This window comes from Mycobacterium sp. H4Y (genome assembly GCF_000364405.1).
Lineage (GTDB): Bacteria > Actinomycetota > Actinomycetes > Mycobacteriales > Mycobacteriaceae > Mycobacterium > Mycobacterium intracellulare.
Genome location: NZ_AKIG01000001.1, coordinates 2,692,475 through 2,712,040, shown reverse-complemented (window position 1 = coordinate 2,712,040; position 19,566 = coordinate 2,692,475). Strand labels below are relative to the sequence as shown.

Below are 19,566 nucleotides of genomic sequence, written 5' to 3'. Positions count from 1 at the left end.
GACTCAGCCGAGGATCGGGAAGCGGCGCTTGGCGGCGAGCTCGGTCAGCGCCTCCTGCATCACCGACCGCACGTACTCGTCGACCTCGTCGATGTCGGGGTCCTCGCCGAACTTGCCGGCGATGTCGATCGGCTTCAGCACCCGGGTCACGATCTTGGTCGGCAGCGGCAGGTTGGGCGGGATGACGGCGCTCAGGCCGAAGGGGAAACCGAACGACACCGGCAGAATCGCGCTGCGCAGCAACCGTTTGATGCCCAGCCGCTCGGCCAGCCAGGTGCCGCGCGTCAGGTAGAGCTGCGTCTCCTGCCCGCCGATCGACACCGCGGGCACGATCGGGACGCCGGCGTCGATCGCGGTGCGGACGTAGCCCTTGCGGCCGTTGAAGTCGATGACGTTCTCCGACAGCGTGGGCCGGTAGGCGTCGTAGTCGCCGCCGGGGAACACGATCACCACCCCGCCGGACCGCAGCGCGACGGCCGCGTTCTCCCGGTTGGCCCGGATGTATCCGGTGCGCCGGAAGAAGTCCGCGGTGGGGCCCGTCATGAGGATGTCGTGGCTCAGCGTGTAGACCGGCCGGTCGTAGCCGAGCTTGTCGTAGAAGTGGGCGCTGAAGATCGGGACGTCCATCGGGAACATGCCGCCGGAGTGGTTACCGACCACCAGCGCACCGCCGGGCGGGAACGAGTCCAGGCCGTGTACCTCCGACCGGAAGTACGTCTTCAAGACCGGGCGCATCACCGCCATCAGGCGCTGGGTCAAGACGGGGTCGAATTTGCCGATGTCCCCGCCGTCGGCGTTGTCGCTGTCGGTCACGTTCCTCCCTTGACGCTCGCGCCGGGCCAGGTGCCGAGTCGAGTCCCTCGATGGTAGCGACCAAGGAAGCGCCGCCGTCATGGTGTTTCGCCATTTTCGCCCGCGTAAGCCGTTGAGCGGGCTGCGGTGCCGATACATTCGATGGGCCAGCTGGTTTTCCGACAGGAACGAGGCCGCCCATGGGATTCATGTCACCGGAGCTTCCGGACGTCGACCGCAGCACCTGGCCCACGTTGCCCCGTGCCACCCGGCTGCAAGTCGTGACCCGGCACTGGGCGGAACACGGCTTCGGCACGCCATACGCGGTGTATTTGCTCTACCTGCTCAAGATCGCCCTCTACGTCGCCGCGCCCGCCGCGATCATCTCGCTTACCCCCGGCCTGGGCGGTCTGGGCCGCATCGGCGACTGGTGGACGCAACCCATCGTCTACCAGAAGGCCGTCATCTTCACGCTGCTGTTCGAGGTCACCGGCCTCGGCTGCGGATCCGGGCCACTGACCGGGCGGTTCATGCCACCGATCGGCGGCATCCTTTACTGGTTGCGACCCAACACAATTCGGCTACCGGCCTGGCCCGGCAAGGTTCCGTTCACCCGCGGCGACACGCGCACCGCCTTCGACGTCGCGCTGTATGCCATCGTTCTGATCGGCGGGGTGTGGGCGCTGCTGTCGCCCGGTCACGGCGGGCCGGTCACCACCGCGGTCGATGTCGGCCTGATCGACCCCGTGCGGGTCATCCCGACGATCGTGGCGCTGGCCCTGTTGGGTCTGCGCGACAAGACGGTCTTCCTGGCCGCCCGCGGCGAACACTATTGGCTGAAGCTGTTCGTGTTCTTCTTCCCGTTCACCGATCAGATCGCGGCCTGCAAGCTCATCATGCTCTGCTTGTGGTGGGGCGCAGCGGTTTCCAAGCTCAACCATCATTTCCCTTACGTGGTGGCGGTGATGACGAGCAACAACGCGCTGCTGCGAAGCCGGGTGTTCACTCCGATCAAGCACCTGCTCTACCTCGACCATGTCAATGACCTGCGACCGTCGCTGCTGCCCAAGCTGATGGCCCACGTCGGCGGCACCACAGCGGAATTCGTGGTTCCGACGGTGCTGGTCTTCGTCGCCGCCGATCACCCGTGGCGGTGGTTTCTGATCGGGTTCATGGTGCTGTTCCATCTCAACATCATTTCCAACCTCCCGATGGGAGTCCCCTTGGAATGGAACGTGTTCTTCATCTTCTCGCTGTTCTATCTGTTCGGGCATTACGGCGCGGTCCGGGCCACCGATCTTCGCTCGCCCGTGCTGCTCGCCCTCGTGATCCTCGCGGTGGTGGTGGTCATCGTGGGAAACATGTTCCCCGAAAAGATTTCGTTCCTCCCGGCGATGCGGTACTACGCCGGCAACTGGGCCACCAGCGTGTGGTGCTTCCGCGCGGGCGCCGAGGAGAAGATCGACGCCGACATCGTGAAGAGCTCCGCGCTCGTCGTCAATCAGCTGGCGAGGCTCTACGACCCGGAAACCGCCGAAGTCTTGGCGGACAAGATCGCCGCCTTCCGCGCGATGCACGTGCATGGCCGGGCGCTCAACGGGCTGCTGCCGCGCGCGATCGACGACGAAGCCGACTACAAGATCCGTGAGGGCGAAATCGTTGCCGGGCCGCTCGTCGGGTGGAACTTCGGCGAGGGCCACCTGCACAACGAGCAACTGGTGGAGGCGGTGCAACGCCGCTGCCGCTTCGAGGACGGCGACGTCCGGGTCATCGTCCTGGAGGGTCAGCCCATCCACGTTCATCGGCAGTCGTATCGCATCTTCGACGCCAAGACCGGCCTGATCGAGGCGGGCTACGTCGACGTCAAGGACATGCTGACCCGCCAGCCGTGGCCCGAGCCCGGGGATGACTGCCCCGTCCACGTCATTGATGGCGCCCATGGCTAGGGCAGTCGTCGTCGGCGCCGGGCCCAACGGGCTGGCCGCCGCGATCCAGCTCGCCCGCCACGGTGTCGACGTGCAGGTGCTGGAGGCCGGCGAGACGGTCGGCGGGGGAGCGCGCTCGGCCGAGCTGACGGTGCCCGGGGTGATCCACGACGTCTGCTCGGCTGCGCATCCGATGGCAGTGGGTTCACCGTTCTGGCAGGAGATCGACCTGCCGAGCTACGGGCTGACCTGGAAGTGGCCGGAGGTCGACTGCGCGCATCCGCTCGACGACGGCACCGCCGGGTTGCTGTGCCGGTCGATCGACCGAACCGTGGCCGAAATGGGCGCCGACGGACGGCGGTGGCGGCTCGCGGTGGGCGATCTCGCCGCCGGCTTCGACGAGCTGTGCCAAGACCTGATGCGTCCGGTCCTGCATGTTCCGCACCACCCCATCCGGCTTGCTGCCTTCGGGCCGCGCGCGCTGTTGCCGGCGACCGTGCTGGCCCGCTGGTTTCGCACCGAGCGGGTGCGCGCGCTATACGGCGGCCAGGCCGCGCACGCTTACACCCGGCTCGACCGGCCGCTGACGGCCGCAATGGCGCTGATGTTCATGGCCAGCGGGCACCACTACGGCTGGCCGGTGGCTGCGGGCGGATCGGGTTCGATCATCGCGGCGCTAGCAGCCGTCCTGGCCGAACACGGCGCTGCGATCACCACCGGCGTCACGGTGACCAGCCGCAAAGACATTCCCGACGCCGACATCGTCATGCTCGACCTCACCCCGGCCGCGACGCTGCGGCTCTACGGCGACGCCATGCCCGGCCGCATCAAGCGCTCCTACCGGCGCTACCGCCAGGGGTCCTCGGCCTTCAAGGTCGACTACGCCATCGAGGGCCACATTCCCTGGACCAATCCCGACTGCGGTCACGCCGGCACCGTGCACCTGGGCGGGACATTCGCCGAGATCGCACACAGCGAACGCGAGCGGTCGCAAGGACGGATGTACCGGCGGCCGTTCATCATCCTTGGGCAGCAGTACCTGGCCGACCCGTCGCGCTCGGCGGGCAATATCAACCCGATCTACGCCTACGCCCACGTGCCGTTCGGCTACACCGGCGATGCCACCGAGATCATCACTGACCAGATCGAGCGCTTCGCGCCCGGATTCCGCGACCGCGTCGTCGCCACCGTCACCAGCGGTACCGCCGATCTGCAGGCCTACAACCCCAACTTCGTCGGCGGCGACATCATCGGCGGCGCCAACGACGGGCTCCAGGTGATCCTGCGGCCGCGGGTCTCGGTCAACCCGTACGCGACCGGTGTCCCCGGTGTCTATCTGTGTTCGCAGTCCACCCCGCCGGGGGCCGGCATCCACGGGTTGTGCGGCTACCACGCGGCCGAGGCGGCCCTGGGCTGGCTGCGCGAGCGCCGCAATCCGGCCTAGCGGTACGGGCCGCGTGTGGCCGACGTCACGGCCGATGTACCAGCGCGGCAACGGGTGGCGCCGCTGATCTAGGCTGGCGACGAGCGCAAATCAGCGGACACAGGAAAGAAGACGACAGGAGAGACAAGTGACGGTCCGAGTAGGTATCAACGGCTTCGGTCGAATCGGGCGGAACTTCTACCGGGCCTTGCTGGCTCAACAGGAGCAAGGCACCGCTGACATCGAGGTGGTCGCGGTCAACGACCTCACCGACAACGCCAGCCTGGCGCACCTGCTGAAATTCGACTCCATCCTGGGCCGCCTGCCGCACGACGTCAGCCTCGAGGGTGACGACACCATCGTCGTCGGCAACGCCAAGATCAAGGCGCTCGAGGTCGAGGAGGGCCCGGCGGCCCTGCCCTGGGGCGACCTGGGCGTCGACGTCGTCGTCGAGTCCACCGGCATCTTCACCAACGCCGCCAAGGCCAAGGGCCACCTGGACGCCGGCGCCAAGAAGGTGATCATCTCCGCGCCCGCCACCGACGAGGACATCACCATCGTGCTCGGCGTCAACGACGACAAGTACGACGGCAGCCAGAACATCATCTCCAACGCCTCGTGCACCACGAACTGCCTCGGCCCGCTGGCCAAGGTGCTCAACGACGAGTTCGGCATCGTCAAGGGCCTGATGACCACCATCCACGCCTACACCCAGGACCAGAACCTGCAGGACGGCCCGCACAAGGACCTGCGCCGCGCCCGCGCCGCCGCCCTGAACATCGTGCCGACCTCCACCGGCGCCGCCAAGGCCATCGGCCTGGTGCTGCCCGAGCTGAAGGGCAAGCTCGACGGCTACGCGCTGCGGGTGCCGATCCCGACCGGCTCGGTCACCGACCTGACCGCCGAGCTGCGCAAGTCCGCCACCGCCGAGGAGATCAACGCCGCGATGAAGGCGGCCGCCGAGGGCCCGATGAAGGGCATCCTCAAGTACTACGACGCGCCGATCGTCTCCAGCGACATCGTCACCGACCCGCACAGCTCGATCTTCGACTCCGGGCTGACCAAGGTGATCGACGACCAGGCCAAGGTGGTGTCCTGGTACGACAACGAATGGGGCTACTCCAACCGCCTGGTGGACCTGGTCGCCCTGGTCGGCAAGTCGCTGTAACCCGTGGCCGTCCACACGCTCAAAGACCTTCTCGGCGAGGGGGTTTCGGGCCGCGGCGTGCTGGTGCGCTCGGACCTCAACGTGCCGCTCGAGGACGGCAAGATCACCGACCCCGGGCGCATCACCGCCTCGGTGCCGACGCTGAAGGCGCTCGTCGAGGCGGGCGCCAAGGTGGTGGTCACCGCGCACCTCGGGCGTCCCAAGGACGGGCCGGACCCGAAGCTGTCGCTGGCGCCGGTCGCCGCGGCCCTCTCCGAGCAGCTGGGCCGCCACGTGCAGTTGGCCGGGGATGTCGTCGGTACCGACGCGCTGGCCCGCGCCGAGGGGCTGACCGACGGCGACGTCCTGCTACTGGAGAACATCCGCTTCGACCCCCGCGAGACCAGCAAGGACGACGGCGAGCGGCTCGCCCTGGCCCGCCAGCTCGCCGAATTGGTCGGGCCCACAGGCGCTTTCGTGTCCGACGGCTTCGGCGTGGTGCACCGCAAGCAGGCGTCCGTGTACGACATCGCGACCCTGCTGCCGCACTACGCCGGCACGCTGGTGGCCGAGGAGATCCAGGTGCTCCAGCAGCTGACCAGCTCCACCAAACGCCCCTACGCCGTGGTGCTCGGCGGGTCGAAGGTCTCCGACAAGCTCGGGGTCATCGAGTCGCTGGCCACCAAGGCCGACAGCATCGTCATCGGTGGCGGCATGTGCTTCACTTTCCTTGCCGCGCAAGGCTTCTCCGTCGGCAAGTCGTTGCTGGAGACCGAGATGGTGGACACCTGCCGCCGGCTGCTGGACACCTACGTCGACGTGCTGCGGCTCCCGGTGGACATCGTCGTGGCCGACAAGTTCGCCGCCGACGCGACACCGCACACCGTCGCCGCCGACGCCATCGGAGACGACCTGATGGGCCTGGACATCGGGCCCGGATCGGTCAAACGGTTCACCACCTTGCTGTCCAACGCCGAGACCGTCTTCTGGAACGGGCCGATGGGCGTGTTCGAGTTCCCGGCGTTCGCCGCGGGCACCAAGGGCGTCGCCGAAGCGATCGCCGCCGCGACCGGCAAGGGCGCCTTCAGCGTGGTCGGCGGCGGGGACTCGGCGGCGGCCGTGCGCGCGTTGGGCATCCCGGAAGGCGACTTCTCGCACATCTCCACCGGTGGGGGAGCGTCGCTGGAATACCTTGAGGGCAAGACGCTTCCGGGTGTCGAGGTACTGGACCGTCCGCAACCGACTGGAGGCGCAGCGTGAGCCGCAAGCCACTGATCGCCGGCAACTGGAAGATGAACCTCAACCACTTCGAGGCGATCGCGCTGGTGCAAAAGATCGCGTTCGCGCTGCCGGACAAGTACTACGACAAGGTCGACGTCACGGTGCTGCCGCCGTTCACCGACCTGCGCAGCGTGCAGACCCTGGTCGACGGCGACAAGCTGCGGCTGACCTACGGCGGCCAGGACCTGTCCCAGCACGACGCCGGCGCCTACACCGGAGAGGTCAGCGGCGCCTTCCTGGCCAAGCTGGGCTGCACGTTCGTCGTCGTCGGGCACTCCGAGCGCAGGACGTACCACCACGAGGACGACGCCGTCGTCGCCGCCAAGACCGCCGCGGCGCTCAAGCACGAACTGACCCCGATCGTCTGCATCGGCGAGCACCTCGAGGTGCGCGAGGCCGGGAACCACGTCATCCACTGCGAAGAGCAGCTGCGGGGGTCGCTGGCCGGGCTGTCCGCCGAACAGATCGGCAAGGTCGTCATCGCCTACGAGCCGGTGTGGGCGATCGGCACCGGGCGGGTGGCCAGCGCCGCCGACGCCCAGGAGGTGTGCGCGGCGATCCGCAAGGAATTGGCGTCGCTCGCCTCGCCCCAGGTCGCCGACTCGGTGCGGGTGCTCTACGGCGGCTCGGTCAACGCCAAGAACGTCGGCGAGCTCGTCGCCCAGGGCGACATCGACGGCGGCCTGGTCGGCGGCGCGTCGCTGGACGGCGAGCAATTCGCCACGCTGGCGGCCATCGCCGCCGGTGGGCCTCTTCCGTGATCCGGCCAAGGCACCGGTAGGCTGGCCGTCATGCAGTTGGCTTTGCAGATCACCCTGGTCGTCACCAGCATCCTGGTGGTGCTGCTGGTGCTGCTGCACCGCGCCAAGGGTGGCGGCCTGTCCACGCTGTTCGGTGGTGGCGTCCAATCGAGCCTGTCCGGATCCACCGTGGTGGAAAAGAACCTGGACCGCCTGACGCTGTTCATCACCGGCATCTGGCTGGTGTGCATCATCGGCATGGCGCTGCTGATCAAGTACCACTGACGACCTGACCGCCCCGCGGCACGCCGATACTGGGACGCATGGCTGACGCCTCCGAAGCCTCCGAGGACACCCTGGAACCGATCGGCGCCGTCCAGCGCACCCCGGTGGGGCGCGAGGCGACCGAGCCCATGCGGGCCGACATCCGGCTGCTGGGCGCCATCCTGGGCGACACGGTGCGCGAGCAGAACGGGCGCGAGGTGTTCGAGCTCGTCGAACGCGCCCGGGTGGAATCGTTCCGGGTGCGCCGCTCCGAGATCGACCGGGCGGAGCTGGCCCAGCTTTTCGAGGGCATCGACATCCACCAGGCCATCCCGGTCATCCGCGCGTTCAGTCACTTCGCGCTGCTGGCCAACGTCGCCGAAGACATCCACCGCGAGCGCCGCCGCGCTGTCCACGTCGCCGCCGGCGAACCACCGCCGGACAGCACCCTGGCCGCGACCTACGCCAAACTCGATGAGGCACAACTCGATTCGGACACGGTTGCCGACGCGTTGAAGGGCGCCGTGGTCGCTCCGGTGATCACCGCCCACCCCACCGAGACCCGCCGGCGCACCGTCTTCGTCACCCAGCACCGGATCACCGAGCTGATGCGGCTGCACGCCGAGGGGCACGCCGAGACCGACGACGGGCGCGACATCGAACTCGAGTTGCGCCGCCAGGTCCTCACGCTGTGGCAGACCGCGCTGATCAGGCTGTCCCGCCTGCAGATCACCGACGAGATCGAGGTGGGTCTGCGCTACTACGCCGCCGCGTTCTTCAAGGTGATCCCGCAGGTCAACGCCGAGGTCCGCGACGCCCTGCGCGCCCGCTGGCCCGACGCCGACCTGCTCGACGAGCCGATGCTGCAGCCCGGCTCCTGGATCGGCGGGGACCGCGACGGCAATCCGAACGTGACGGCCGACGTGGTGCGCCAGGCCACCGGCAGCGCCGCGTTCACCGCGCTGGCGCACTACCTGGCCGAGCTGACCGCGCTGGAGCAGGAGCTGTCGATGTCGGCGCGCCTGGTCTCGGTCACCCCCGCGCTGACCGAACTCGCCGGGGGCTGCGCGGAGAAGGCCCGCGCCGACGAACCGTACCGGCGGGCGGTGCGGGTGATCCGCGCTCGCCTCAGCGCGACGAGCGCGGCGATCCTGGACCGGACACCGCAGCAGGTGCTGGATCTGGGGCTGCCGCCGTACGAAACCTCGGCCGAACTGGGGGCCGATCTCGACACCATCGACGAGTCGCTGCGCGGCCACGGCAGCGCGCTGCTGGCCGACGACCGCCTGGCGCTGCTGCGAGAAGGCGTGCGGGTCTTCGGGTTTCACCTGTGCGGCCTGGACATGCGCCAGAACTCCGACGCGCACGAAGAGGTGATCGGCGAGCTGCTGGCGTGGGCCGGGGTGCACCCGGACTACCGTTCGCTGCCCGAAGACGAGCGCGTCGAGCTGTTGGCGGCCGAGCTGGGCACCCGCCGCCCGCTGGTGGCCGACGACGCGCAGCTGTCCGACCTGGCCCGCGGCGAGCTGGGTGTGGTGCGCGCCGCCGCGCACGCCATCAAGCGCTACGGACCGTCCGCCGTCCCCAACTACGTGATCTCGATGTGCCGTTCGGTCTCCGACGTCCTCGAGGCCGCGATCCTGCTGAAAGAGGCGGGGCTGATCGACGCGTCCGGTCCCGAGCCCTACTGCCCGGTGGGCATTTCCCCGCTGTTCGAAACCATCGACGATCTGCACAACGGCGCGACGATCCTGCACGCGATGCTGGAACTTCCGATCTACCGGGCGCTGGTGGCCGCGCGCGGCGAGACCCAGGAAGTGATGCTGGGTTACTCGGACTCCAACAAGGACGGCGGATATTTGGCGTCCAGCTGGGCGGTGTACCGGGCCGAGCTGGCGCTGGTGGAAGTGGCCCGCAAAACCGGAATCCGGTTGCGGCTCTTTCACGGTCGCGGCGGCACCGTCGGGCGTGGCGGCGGGCCGAGCTACGAGGCGATCCTGGCGCAGCCGCCCGGCGCGGTGAACGGCTCGCTGCGGCTCACCGAGCAGGGTGAGGTGATCGCCGCCAAATACGCCGAACCGCGTGTGGCGCAACGCAATCTGGAGAGCCTGCTGGCCGCCACGCTGGAGTCCACGCTGCTGGACGTCGAGGGCTTGGGCGACGCCGCGGAACCGGCGTACGCGGTGCTCGACGAGGTGGCCGTGCTGGCCCAGCGCGCCTACGCCGAATTGGTGCACGACACACCGGGTTTCGTCGACTACTTCATGGCCTCCACCCCGGTCAGCGAGATCGGGTCGCTGAACATCGGCAGCCGCCCGACGTCCCGCAAACCCACCGAATCGATCTCGGACCTGCGCGCCATCCCGTGGGTGCTGGCGTGGAGCCAGTCGCGGGTCATGCTGCCCGGCTGGTACGGCACCGGGTCGGCATTCGAGCAGTGGATCGCGGCGGGCCCGCAGAGCGAGGCCGAGCGGGTGAGCATCCTGCACGACTTGTACCAGCGCTGGCCGTTTTTCCGCAGCGTGCTGTCGAATCTGGCTCAGGTGCTGGCCAAAAGCGACCTCGGCCTGGCGGCCCGCTACGCCGAATTGGTCGACGACGAGGAATTACGGCGCCGGGTCTTCGGCAAGATCGTCGACGAGCACGGCCGAACCATCGCCATGCACAAGCTCATCACCGGGCAGGACAACCTGCTCGCGGACAACCCTGCGCTGGCGCGGTCGGTGTTCAACCGCTTCCCGTACCTCGAGCCGCTGAACCACCTGCAGGTGGAGTTGCTGCGCCGGTACCGCTCCGGCGACGACGACGAACTGGTGCAGCGCGGGATATTGCTGACGATGAACGGGCTGGCGAGCGCGTTGCGGAACAGCGGCTGACGACGCGCGTACTTCCCGCGCTGACCACCGGTGTTGCGGCACGCGGTGTCGGCGTCGTTATGGTTGAGTCGTGGCTTGCCTGCGCGGGCCGCGCACGCAGGGACGAATATCCAACGGGGGAGGTTGGCATTTGAAATCCATCACATTCGGCAAGACGGGGCTTGAGGTTTCCCGGTTGGCCTTCGGTACCTGGGCGTTCAGCAGCGACTGGGGCCAAGCCGACGAGGACGCCGCGATCACCATGATCCAACGCGCGCGTGACCTGGGGATCAACTTTTTCGATACCGCCCAGCAATACGGGTTCGGGGAATCCGAGCGCATTCTCGGCAAGGCCCTTCGCGACGATTTCGCGCGGGCCCGCGACGAGTTGGTGATCGCCACCAAAGGCGGGTTGCGCAAAACCGACACGGGACTGGTCCGCGACGCCAGCCGCGAGTACCTGCGCAGCGGTGTCGAATCCAGCCTTCGCGCGCTGGGCGTGGATTACATCGACCTCTACCTGGTGCACTGGCCGGATCCCACGACTGCGGCGGCCGAGACGGGTGAAGCGCTCGCAGAACTGGTGTCGGAGGGCAAGATTCGGCACGTAGGTGTCTCGAACTACGACACGACCCAGATAGAGGAACTCTCGGCCACGCTTCCGGTAGAAGCGGTGCAGCCGCCGTACCACCTGTTTCGCCGTGACATCGAATCCGACCTGCTGCCCTATTGCCACGCCCACGACATCGGGGTGATGGTGTACGGACCGTTGGCGCACGGCCTGCTCACGGGAACCATGAAGCCAGACACCAGCTTTGCCGACGGCGACTGGCGCGGCAAGAGTCCGATCTTCACCGGCGAGGATTATCTGCGCAACCTGAAAGTCGTTGATGACCTGAGCCATTTGGCCATCGATCTCGGCGTCACGACGAGCCAGCTGGCCATCGCCTGGACGCTCGCGCAACCCGGCGTGCATACCGCCATCATGGGCGCGCAACACGTCACCTACCTGCAGGACAGCGCCGGTGCGGCCGACGTCACGCTGACCGACGCGGACCTCGCCGCGATCGAGGACATCATGAAGTCGGCGACGCCGGTCGGCGGCCCGGCCCCCGAGATGCACGAGAAAAAGGCGAGCTGACTCCGGGAGGGCGCCTAGCCCTTCACCAGCTCGCCGACGTGCGCGGTCACCGAATCGGCCAGGGCTTGCAGGTCATAACCGCCTTCGAGCACCGCCACCAATCGGCCGTCGCACAGCGTCTCCGCCGACTTCATCAATTCCCTGGTGACCCAAGCGAAGTCGTCGGTCGTCATGGTCAGCGAGCCCAACGGATCGCGCTCATGCGCGTCGAATCCGGCGGACACGATGATCAGTTCGGGTGAAAACGCGTGCAGCGCGGGCAGTATCCGGTCGGCGAAGGCGGCGCGCAGTTCGGCGCCGCCGTCCCCGGGTGCCAGCGGCGCGTTGAAGATGTTGCCGACCCCGGTTTCGCGCGCCGCACCGGTGCCGGGAAACAGCGGCATCTGGTGCGTGGACGCGTAGAGCACGCTCGGGTCGGAGTAGAAGATCTGCTGCGTGCCGTTGCCGTGATGGACGTCGAAATCGACGATGGCGACGCGCATCAGCCCGTGTTTGCGCTGCGCGTGCCGCGCGCCGATGCTGATGTTGTTGAACAGGCAGAAGCCCATCGCGCGCTCGGATTCGGCGTGATGCCCCGGCGGCCGGCACGCGACGAACGCGTTCTGCACGTCGCCGGCCAGCACCCGGTCCACCGCCCGCAGCGTGGCGCCCACCCCGCGCAAGGCCGTCTCCCACGTCGAGGGCTCCATCATGGTGTCGCCGCCGTCGAGATAGACGTAGCCGTGCTCGGGGCGCGCCGCCTCGAGCGCGTCCACGTAGCGGTTGGAGTGCACGTAGCGCGCGGCGGCAAGCTCGGCCGGCTCGGCCGTCTCGCGCACCAGCGCGTCGAACCGGGGCTGGCGCAGCGCCGCCTCCACCGCGCGGTAGCGGTCCGGCCGCTCCGGGTGCCCGGGGGCCGTCCGGTGCGCGGCGAAGGCGGAGTGGTGCAGCAGCAGCGTGGCCATCAGGGGACGGCGCCTACTCCGCGGTCCGGTTGCGCAGCCTGTCCAGCAGACCGCGCACCGCGTGCTCGGTGATCGCGAGGGGGGAGATCATGGTCTCGCCCACCTTCACCATCTCGTCGATCCGCGCGACGATGGCCTCCACGGGTTCGACCAGCACGATCAGCCGCTTGGCCAGATCGTCCAGGCTGGCCATGGTGCCGTCCAGGTGATCGAGGCCGGCTTCCAGGCGTTCCACCGTGGCGTTCAGCGCCGACAAGGAGCTGCTGAGCTCTTTCATGGTGTTGCTCAAACCGTCGAGGACGTCTTCGACCTGCTCCACCGTCTTGTCGGCGTTCAAGGCGGCCTGGGTGAGCGTCTTGATCCGGCTTCGCTCTTGCCCCCCGCGCACGGTTCTGTCTGCCATGACCGCCATTATGACCCGGACGGGCCGCCCGGGGACCCCACGGTCCGAATCGCGTCAGGCCACGCCGGACGGGTCCGACGGCAGCTTCGACGCGGCGTCCTCGTCGAGCAGCCAGAGCGTGGTCTGCTGACCGATCGCCCCGGCGGCCGGCACCGACACCGGCGCGGCGCCACCGATGGCCGCGGCCGCCGCGTCGGCCTTCCCGGCGCCCGACACCATCAACCAGACTTCGCGGGAACGCGCAATCGCGGGCAGCGTCAAGGTGATTCGTTGCGGCGGCGGCTTGGGGGAGTCCTCGACCGACACCACCATGCGGGTGGTTTCGAGCACGGCCGGGGTGTCCGGGAACAGCGAGTTGATGTGGCCCTCGGGGCCCATCCCCAGCAGGTGCACGTCGAAGTTCGGCACCGGCTGGCCGGGCGCGGCGTTGGCCGCCAGCAGTTGCTCGTAGGCCAGCGCCGCCGCGGCCAGATCGCCGCCGAATTCGCCGTCACTGGCCGGCATCGGGTGCACCTGGCTGGACGGGATGTCGACATGATCGAGCAACGCGGCCCGCGCCTGCTTGTCATTGCGCTCGTCATCGTCTTCGGGGACGTAGCGTTCGTCGCCCCAGAACAGGTGCACCTTGGACCACTCGATCGGCCGGTCCACCAGCGACCGCAACAGCCCGATGCCGTTGCCGCCGCCGGTCAGCACGACGAGCGCGCGGCCGCGGGCCGCGACCGCGTTCCCGATGGTGTCGGTCAGTCGCGTCGCGGCGGCGTCGACCAGGGCCTGGCTGTCCGGGAAGATTTCGATGCTGGTGCTCACACGTATTGCACTTTCTCAATGCCTTCCAGCGCGGTTTGGTAAATCTCGTCGGGATCCAGCCGACGCAGGTCTTCGGCGAGGCACTCGCCGGTTTCCCTGCGCGCCAACGGAAGCAGCGCGTCGGGACGCGACGTCCGGCTCAGCGTGGCCGTCCTGCCTTCTTGCGGGCGGCTCAACACGATGGTCTCGCTGCTGCGCGTCAGTTCGATCTTGAGCTCGCCGACCGCCCTGCGCACCGGGCCGTCGATCCGGCTGGCCAGCCACCCCGCCAGGACGTCGAGCGCCGGCTCGGTGGCCAGGCCGGACACCAGCGCCGACTCGATGGGCTCGTGCGGCGTCAAGTCGACGGCCGAGGTCAGCAGCGCCCGCCAGTAGGTGATGCGCGCCCAGGCGAGGTCGGTGTCACCGGCGGTGTATCCCGGCAGCCGGCTCTTGATCGCCGCCAGCGGATCGACCCCGTTGGTCGCGTCGGTGATGCGGCGAATCGCCAACCGGCCCAACGGATCCTGCGCGGGCACCGCCGGCGCGACGTCGGGCCACCAGGCCACCACCGGGATGTCGGGGAGCAGGAACGGGGTGACGACGCTGGCCGCGTGGCCGGACAGCGCGCCCGACAGCCGCAGCACCACGACCTCGCTGGCGCCGGTGTCGCCGCCGGCGCGCAGCTGTGCGTCCAAGCGGGGCTTGTCCGCGTACGGATTTCCCCTCATCGTGACGATGATCCGGCTGGGGTGTTCGTGGCTCGCGTCGTTGGCCGCCTGCAGCGACTCCTCGAGGATCTCCTCGCTGTCCGGCGCGATGATCAGCGTCAGGACCCGGCCCATCGCGACGGCGCCGACCCTCTCGCGGAGTTCGTCGAGTTTCTTGTTGACCGCGGTGGTGGTGGCGTCCGGCATATCGATAATCATCAGGGCCGCCGCCATTCCCGGCCGGTGCGGTGCAGCATCTCGAACGCGGAGTCCGGGCCCCAGGTGCCCGCCTCGTACGGCTCGGGCTTGCCGCCGGCCGCCCAGTTATCCAGCACGGGATCGAGTATCTGCCAAGCCAATTCGACCTCTTCATTGACCGGAAACAGCGACGGCTCACCCAGCAACACGTCGAGGATCAACTGTTCGTAGGCCTCCGGGGATTCCTCGGCGAACGCCGAACCGTAGGAGAAGTCCATGTTGACGTCGCGGACCTCCATCGCGGTGCCGGGCACCTTGGACCCGAACCGCAGCGTGACACCCTCGTCGGGCTGCACGCGGATCACCATGGCGTTGGTGCCCAGCTCGTCGGTCATGGTCGCGTCGAACGGCAGGTGCGGTGCGCGCTTGAAGATCAGGGCGATCTCGGTCACCCTGCGGCCCAACCGTTTTCCGGTTCGCAGGTAGAACGGCACGCCCGCCCAGCGGCGGGTGTCCACCTCGAGGGTGATGGCCGCGAACGTCTCGGTGGTCGAGTCCTTGGCGAACCCTTCTTCGTCGAGCAGCCCGAGGACCTTCTCGCCGCCCTGCCACCCCGCGGAGTACTGACCGCGGCTGGTGGTCTCGTCGAGCGGCTCGGCGAGCTGCGTCGCCGAAAGCACCTTGATCTTCTCGGCCTGCAACGCCCTTGGGCTGAAGCTGACCGGCTCCTCCATAGCGGTCAGCGCCAGCAGTTGCATCAGATGGTTCTGGATGACGTCGCGCGCGGCGCCGATGCCGTCGTAGTAGCCGGCCCGACCGCCCAGGCCGATGTCCTCGGCCATGGTGATCTGCACGTGGTCGACGTAGTGCGCGTTCCAGATCGGGTCGAACAGCTGATTGGCGAACCGCAACGCCAGGATGTTGCGGACCGTCTCCTTGCCCAGGTAGTGGTCGATCCGGAAGACCGACTCCTCGGGGAAGACGGCGTTGACGGACTGATTCAGCGCTTGCGCGCTCTCCAGGTTGTGGCCGAACGGTTTCTCAATGACCACCCGGCTCCACCGCTCGCCCTGCGGGCGGGCCAGGCCGGACTTGTGCAGCTGATCGCACACGACCGGGAAGGACTTGGGCGGGATGGCCAGGTAGAAGGCGTGGTTGCCACCGGTGCCCCGCTCGGCGTCCAGCTTGTCCAGTGTCTCGGCCAGCCGCCCGAACGCCTCGTCGTCGTCGAAAGCGCCTGGCACGAAACGGAATCCCTCGGCCAACCGCTCCCAGTTCTCCTCCCGGAAGGGGGTGCGGCAATGTTCCTTGACGGCCTCGTACACCACCTTGCCGAAATCCTGCGTGCTCCAATCCCGGCGGGCGAAGCCCACCAGCGAAAAGCTCGGCGGCAGCAGCCCGCGATTGGCCAGGTCATAGATCGCCGGCATGACCTTCTTGCGCGCCAGGTCGCCGGTCACACCGAAGATGACCATCCCGCACGGCCCGGCGATGCGCGGCAGGCGCTTGTCGCGCTTGTCCCGTAACGGGTTATGCCATTGTTGCGCGGTGCGGGCTGGGCTCATTTGGAGGCGGAACCCAGCTGCTTCTGCGTTTCCTCCAGCAGCTCGGTCCACGAATCCACGAACTTCTCCACCCCTTCGTCTTCGAGCACCACGAAGACGTCGCTCAGATCGATGCCGATCTGGTCCAGCTTGTCGAATACCGCCTGGGCGTCCGCGGCCGTGCCGGTGACGGTGTCGCCCTTGATCACACCGTGATCGGCGACCGCGTCAATTGTTTTCTCCGGCATGGTGTTCACCGTGTTGGGCGCCACCAGTTCGGTGACATAGAGGGTGTCGGAGTAGTCGGGGTTCTTGACCCCGGTCGACGCCCAGAGCGGACGCTGCACCCGGGCCCCGTGGCCCTTGAGCGCCTGGTAACGCTCGCCGCCTTCGAACACCTCCTGGTAGGCCGCGTAGGCCAACCGGGCGTTGGCCACACCGGCCTGGCCCAGCAGCGCCTTGGCATCCTCGGACCCGATCTTCTCCAGCCGCTTGTCGACCTCGGTGTCCACCCGGGAGACGAAAAACGAAGCCACCGAATGGATCTTGGACAGGTCGTGTCCGCCTTCGCGGGCCTTCTCCATGCCGGCCAGGTAGGCGTCCATCACGGCCCGGTACCGCTCGACGGAGAAGATCAGCGTGACGTTGACCGAAATCCCTTCCGCCAGAACAGCGGTGATCGCCGGAATCCCGGCCTCGGTTGCCGGGATCTTGATGAACAGGTTCGGCCGGTCGACGATCTTCCACAGCTCGACGGCCTGAGCGATGGTCTTGTCGGTGTCGCCCGCCAGCCGGGGGTCGACCTCGATCGATACCCGGCCGTCGACGCCGTCGGAGTTCTCCCACTCGCGCGTCAACACGTCGCACGCGTTGCGCACGTCGTCGGTGGTGACGGTGCGGATGGTGGCGTCGACGTCCGCGCCGCGCTCGGCGAGCTCGGCGATCTGGCTGTCGTAGGCATCGCCCTCGGCGAACGCCTTCTGGAAGATCGACGGGTTAGTGGTCACGCCGACGACGCTCTTGGTGTCGATGAGCTCCTGCAGGTTCCCCGACCGCAGCCGCTCCCGCGACAGGTCGTCGAGCCACACGGAAACGCCCGCGGCGCTCAGCGCCGCGAGGTTAGGGTTCTGAGCGGTCATGTGAATTACCCTTTCCTCAGTTATCCACGACTTGTTCCGCGGCGGCAGCGACGGCTTCGGCAGTGAAGCCGAATTCACGGAATAAGGTCTTGTAGTCGGCGGATTCGCCGTAGTGCTCGATCGAAACGATCTTCCCGGTGTCACCGACCAACTTGTGCCAGCTCTGCGCGACGCCGGCCTCGACGGCCACCCGTGCCGACACCGACGGCGGCAGCACGCTGTCGCGGTAGTCGTCGGGCTGGGACTCGAACCATTCGACGCACGGCATGGAGACCACCCGCGCCACAATGTCCTTGTCCGCCAACAACTTCTGCGCCTTAACGGCGAGCTGAACCTCCGAGCCGGTGGCGATCAGCACCACGTCGGGGTCCTGGCCGGCCTCCTCGCCGTCCGAACCCAGGATGTACCCGCCGCGGGCGACCCCCTCGGCGCTGGTGCCCTCGAGCACCGGCACGCCCTGGCGGGTCAGGATCAGCCCCACCGGGCCGCTGCCGTTGCCACGGGCCAGGATCGTGCGCCAGGCGTGCGCGGTCTCGTTGGCGTCCGCCGGGCGCACCACCGACAGCTTGGGAATGGCGCGCAACGCCGCGAGGTGCTCGATCGGCTGGTGGGTGGGGCCGTCCTCGCCCAGCCCGATGGAGTCGTGCGTCCACACGTAGATGGTGTCGATGTCCATCAGCGAGGCCAGCCGCACCGCGGGCCGCATGTAGTCCGAGAACTGCAGGAACGTGCCGCCGTACGCGCGGGTGGGGCCGTGCAGCACGATGCCGGACAGGATCGCACCCATCGCGTGCTCGCGAACGCCGAAATGCAGCGTGCGACCGTACCAGTCGGCGGTGTAGTCCTTCGTCGAAATGGACGGCGGGCCAAAGGATTTCACGCCATCCATGGTGGTGTTGTTGCTGCCCGCGAGGTCGGCCGAGCCGCCCCACAGCTCGGGCAGTTTCGGTCCCACCGCGGACAGCACCTTGCCCGAGGCCGCCCGGGTGGCCAGCTCCTTGGAACCCGGCTCCCAGTGCGGGATGTCGGCGTCCCAGCCGTCGGGCAGTTCCTCGGCGGTCAACCGGTCCAGCAGCGCCTTGCGGTCGGGCTCGCGCTGCACCCACGCGTCGAAATCCGCCTGCCACTTCTCGTGCGCTTCCTTGCCGCGGTCGACCAGCTTGCGGGTGTGGGCGATCACCTCGTCGCGCACCTCGAAGTTCTTGTCCGGGTCGAAGCCGAGGATCTGCTTGACGGCGGCGACCTCCTCGTCGCCCAGCGCCGCGCCGTGCGCCTTACCGGTGTTCATCAACTTCGGCGCGGGATAGCCGATGATGGTGCGCAGCTCGATGAACGACGGCCGGTCGGTGACGGCCTGGGCGGCCGCGATGGCCTCCTCGATGCCCACGACGTTCTCGCCGCCCTCGACCCTCTGCACGTGCCAGCCGTAGGCCTCGTAGCGCGCGGCGGTGTCCTCACACAGCGCGATGTTGGTGTCGTCCTCGATCGAAATCTGGTTGTGGTCATAGAAAACGATGAGGTTGCCCAGTTGCTGGACGGCCGCCAGCGACGAGGCCTCCGAGGTGACGCCCTCTTCGATGTCCCCGTCGGAGGCGATCACGTAGATGAAGTGATCGAACGGGCTGGTGCCCGGGGCGGCGTCGGGGTCGAACAGGCCGCGCTCGTAGCGGGCGGCCATCGCCATGCCGACGGCGGACGCCAGGCCCTGCCCGAGCGGACCGGTGGTGATCTCAACGCCCTTGGTGTGGCGGAACTCCGGGTGCCCGGGCGTCTTGGATCCCCAGGTGCGCAGCGACTCGATGTCGGAGAGCTCCAGGCCGAAACCGCCCAGGTACAGCTGCAGGTACAGGGTCAGGCTGCTGTGTCCGCACGACAGGACGAACCGGTCGCGGCCCAGCCAGTAGGTGTCGCTGGGGTCGTGGCGCATCGTCCGCTGGAACAGCGTGTACGCCAGCGGGGCCAGGCTCATCGCCGTCCCGGGGTGGCCGTTGCCGACCTTTTGCACCGCGTCGGCCGCCAGCACCCGAATGGTGTCGACGGCGGCCGAGTCGAGCTCGGACCAGTCGTCCGGGAGGTGCGGTTGGGTCAGCGTGGAGATCTCTTCGAGTGTCGTCACAGACTCAGTCCTTGGGTCATCGAGCTGATCAATCCCACCCTAGTGCGGGAGGGCCGGCTCTTGCAGAGCAGGATTTCGGGTACCCGCGGCCGGCAGGTGAGAAAATTACGCGCCCGTCGAAAGCCCTTAACATTCAGTTCGGAAAACTGGGAAAA

At 68.1% G+C, this 19,566-nt stretch carries 16 protein-coding genes; 8 read left to right on the top strand and 8 right to left on the bottom strand.

Translation table 11 applies throughout. From position 1 onward, the window contains the following. Nucleotides 1–3: 3 nt before the first annotated feature. Entirely contained in the window at nucleotides 4–744 is a 741-nt protein-coding gene (locus W7U_RS11660) for a lysophospholipid acyltransferase family protein (protein ID WP_231504897.1), read from the bottom strand. A gap of 248 nt (nucleotides 745–992) precedes the next feature. Here W7U_RS11660 and W7U_RS11655 point away from each other — a divergent pair, with 248 nt between their 5' ends. From W7U_RS11655 to W7U_RS11620, 8 genes are all read left to right on the top strand, one after another. Continuing rightward, nucleotides 993–2,738 carry a DUF3556 domain-containing protein gene (locus W7U_RS11655; protein WP_008258133.1) on the top strand — a complete coding sequence of 582 codons (1,746 nt, stop codon included), beginning with the start codon at nucleotides 993–995 and terminating at the stop codon, nucleotides 2,736–2,738. After that, nucleotides 2,731–4,161 carry an NAD(P)/FAD-dependent oxidoreductase gene (locus W7U_RS11650; protein ID WP_008258131.1) on the top strand — a complete coding sequence of 477 codons (1,431 nt, stop codon included), beginning with the start codon at nucleotides 2,731–2,733 and terminating at the stop codon, nucleotides 4,159–4,161. Before W7U_RS11655 ends, W7U_RS11650 begins: the two co-directional genes overlap by 8 nt. A 127-nt stretch (nucleotides 4,162–4,288) precedes the next feature. Further along, the gene (gene gap / locus W7U_RS11645; RefSeq protein WP_008258129.1) at nucleotides 4,289–5,308 is read left to right on the top strand and encodes a type I glyceraldehyde-3-phosphate dehydrogenase; all 1,020 of its coding nucleotides are present in this window, start codon (nucleotides 4,289–4,291) and stop codon (nucleotides 5,306–5,308) included. Nucleotides 5,309–5,311: 3 nt separating this feature from the next. Continuing rightward, nucleotides 5,312–6,547 (top strand): phosphoglycerate kinase, encoded by a 1,236-nt coding sequence (locus W7U_RS11640; RefSeq protein WP_008258128.1) that lies wholly within the window; start codon nucleotides 5,312–5,314, stop codon nucleotides 6,545–6,547. Next, nucleotides 6,544–7,329 (top strand): triose-phosphate isomerase, encoded by a 786-nt coding sequence (tpiA, locus tag W7U_RS11635; RefSeq protein ID WP_008258127.1) that lies wholly within the window; start codon nucleotides 6,544–6,546, stop codon nucleotides 7,327–7,329. The genes W7U_RS11640 and tpiA overlap by 4 nt, the downstream gene beginning before the upstream one ends. Nucleotides 7,330–7,359: 30 nt before the next feature. Next, nucleotides 7,360–7,593, top strand: coding sequence for a preprotein translocase subunit SecG (gene secG / locus W7U_RS11630; RefSeq protein ID WP_008258126.1), 234 nt, complete (start codon nucleotides 7,360–7,362; stop codon nucleotides 7,591–7,593). Nucleotides 7,594–7,631: 38 nt separating this feature from the next. Beyond that, nucleotides 7,632–10,448 (top strand): phosphoenolpyruvate carboxylase, encoded by a 2,817-nt coding sequence (gene ppc, locus W7U_RS11625; RefSeq protein WP_008258125.1) that lies wholly within the window; start codon nucleotides 7,632–7,634, stop codon nucleotides 10,446–10,448. A 130-nt stretch (nucleotides 10,449–10,578) separates the two neighbouring features. Further along, a complete protein-coding gene (locus W7U_RS11620) occupies nucleotides 10,579–11,568 on the top strand; it encodes an aldo/keto reductase (protein WP_008258123.1) in 990 nt (329 codons plus the stop codon). A 14-nt stretch (nucleotides 11,569–11,582) separates the two neighbouring features. Here the strand turns inward: W7U_RS11620 and W7U_RS11615 are convergent, their stop codons facing one another. The 7 genes from W7U_RS11615 to tkt are packed head-to-tail and all read right to left on the bottom strand — an operon-like array spanning nucleotide 11,583 to nucleotide 19,411. Continuing rightward, nucleotides 11,583–12,512, bottom strand: coding sequence for a histone deacetylase family protein (locus tag W7U_RS11615; protein ID WP_008258121.1), 930 nt, complete (start codon nucleotides 12,510–12,512; stop codon nucleotides 11,583–11,585). Between the two features lie 13 nt (nucleotides 12,513–12,525). Beyond that, on the bottom strand, nucleotides 12,526–12,924 hold the full coding sequence (locus W7U_RS11610; RefSeq protein WP_036429006.1) for a hypothetical protein: 399 nt from the start codon (nucleotides 12,922–12,924) through the stop codon (nucleotides 12,526–12,528). Between the two features lie 45 nt (nucleotides 12,925–12,969). Then, nucleotides 12,970–13,725, bottom strand: coding sequence for a 6-phosphogluconolactonase (gene pgl, locus W7U_RS11605; RefSeq protein WP_008258117.1), 756 nt, complete (start codon nucleotides 13,723–13,725; stop codon nucleotides 12,970–12,972). Beyond that, nucleotides 13,722–14,633, bottom strand: coding sequence for a glucose-6-phosphate dehydrogenase assembly protein OpcA (gene opcA / locus W7U_RS11600; RefSeq protein WP_008258116.1), 912 nt, complete (start codon nucleotides 14,631–14,633; stop codon nucleotides 13,722–13,724). The genes pgl and opcA overlap by 4 nt, the downstream gene beginning before the upstream one ends. Beyond that, the gene (zwf, locus tag W7U_RS11595) at nucleotides 14,633–16,177 is read right to left on the bottom strand and encodes a glucose-6-phosphate dehydrogenase (RefSeq protein ID WP_008258114.1); all 1,545 of its coding nucleotides are present in this window, start codon (nucleotides 16,175–16,177) and stop codon (nucleotides 14,633–14,635) included. The genes opcA and zwf overlap by 1 nt, the downstream gene beginning before the upstream one ends. Further along, complete coding sequence (tal, locus tag W7U_RS11590; RefSeq protein ID WP_008258113.1) at nucleotides 16,174–17,295, bottom strand: transaldolase; 1,122 nt, start codon at nucleotides 17,293–17,295, stop codon at nucleotides 16,174–16,176. The genes zwf and tal overlap by 4 nt, the downstream gene beginning before the upstream one ends. Nucleotides 17,296–17,311: 16 nt before the next feature. Beyond that, entirely contained in the window at nucleotides 17,312–19,411 is a 2,100-nt protein-coding gene (gene tkt / locus W7U_RS11585) for a transketolase (protein WP_008258107.1), read from the bottom strand. Between the last annotated feature and the right edge of the window lie 155 nt (nucleotides 19,412–19,566).